General features: G+C 69.2%; 1 pseudogene. It reads right to left on the minus strand.

What is annotated here, in order from left to right:
• Window positions 1–780: 780 nt before the first annotated feature.
• Window positions 781–1,054 (minus strand): annotated as a pseudogene (locus AB0F71_RS38650) (sugar ABC transporter permease); the annotation flags it as partial.

A 1,054-nucleotide genomic window follows, 5' to 3' on the forward strand; every position in this document is an offset into this window, starting at 1 on the left:
CACCCCGCCGCCCACCTCCACCGGGGCGCGCCGGCCGGCCGGCCGGCCGGGCCCGGTACGGCCTCGGCGCCGAACCCGTCACACAGAGGACACTCGCGGCGAGCTGAAATGCCTGGTCAGCCGAGGAGCACTGACCGAGCCCGAGCCGGGCCTGTTCACCATGGCGAACGGGCGGGCTGGGCGGTGGGGTTGCTGCCCGCCTTCGCCGGGCGTGCTCTCGGCTGGTGTCCGGCCCCCGGCTGGGGCCTTCGTGGTCCTGCTGCGCTGCTCCCGCACGCCGCTGGCTGCCGGGTGGGCGGTGTGTCTGGTCTTGGATGTCTCTCTCGCTGGGGTCGTCATCCGTCTCGGTGAGTGCTACGGCGCTGTCCGTGTCGGTCCTCGCCCGGGCGCGGGGGCCGATGCCGGTGAACGCCTCGAAATCCTCGGCGTCTTCGATGTCCCTAAGGTCCTCACCGCCACCGAACTGGCGGTCGTAGACCTATCCCTCGCGGCTGCTCGCCCGCTGCCCAGCACCGGGCTTGCCTCTTCGCTGAGCTGGGGCGGGGTGGGTGGTGCTGGCTGGGCTCGGCTTTCTCGCTCGCGCATGGAGGCCGTTGTTGTGCCTGGTGGCCTGGGTGAGTCAGTCGTGTAACAGGAGGTCGGCGGTGCTGACTTTTTGTGCATGTCCGGGTTTCGGTCGGGTGGTGGGGGCGTGCGGTCTCGGGTGGTGGGGGCGTGCGGTCTCGGGTGGGGGTTGTTGGTGGCTTCCGGCTTTTGGCTTTCGGTTTCTGGTTGGTGGGGTTAGTGGTGTTGTGGGTGGGTGTGGGTGTGGCGGGTGAGGGAGTCGAGGGTGACGGCGGTGAGGAGGATGGTGCCGGTGATCATGTATTGGATGGCTTGGGTGGCGTGGATCATGTCGAGGCCGGTGGTGATGGTTTGGATGACGAGGATGCCGAGGAGGGCGGTCCAGGCGTTGCCGCGGCCGCCGAAGAGGCTGGTGCCGCCGATGACGGCGGCGGCGATGGCCATCATGAGGGTGTTGCCGGTGCCGAGTTGTTTGTCGGTGGTGCCTTGT

This window comes from Kitasatospora sp. NPDC028055 (genome assembly GCF_040637885.1).
GTDB lineage: Bacteria > Actinomycetota > Actinomycetes > Streptomycetales > Streptomycetaceae > Kitasatospora.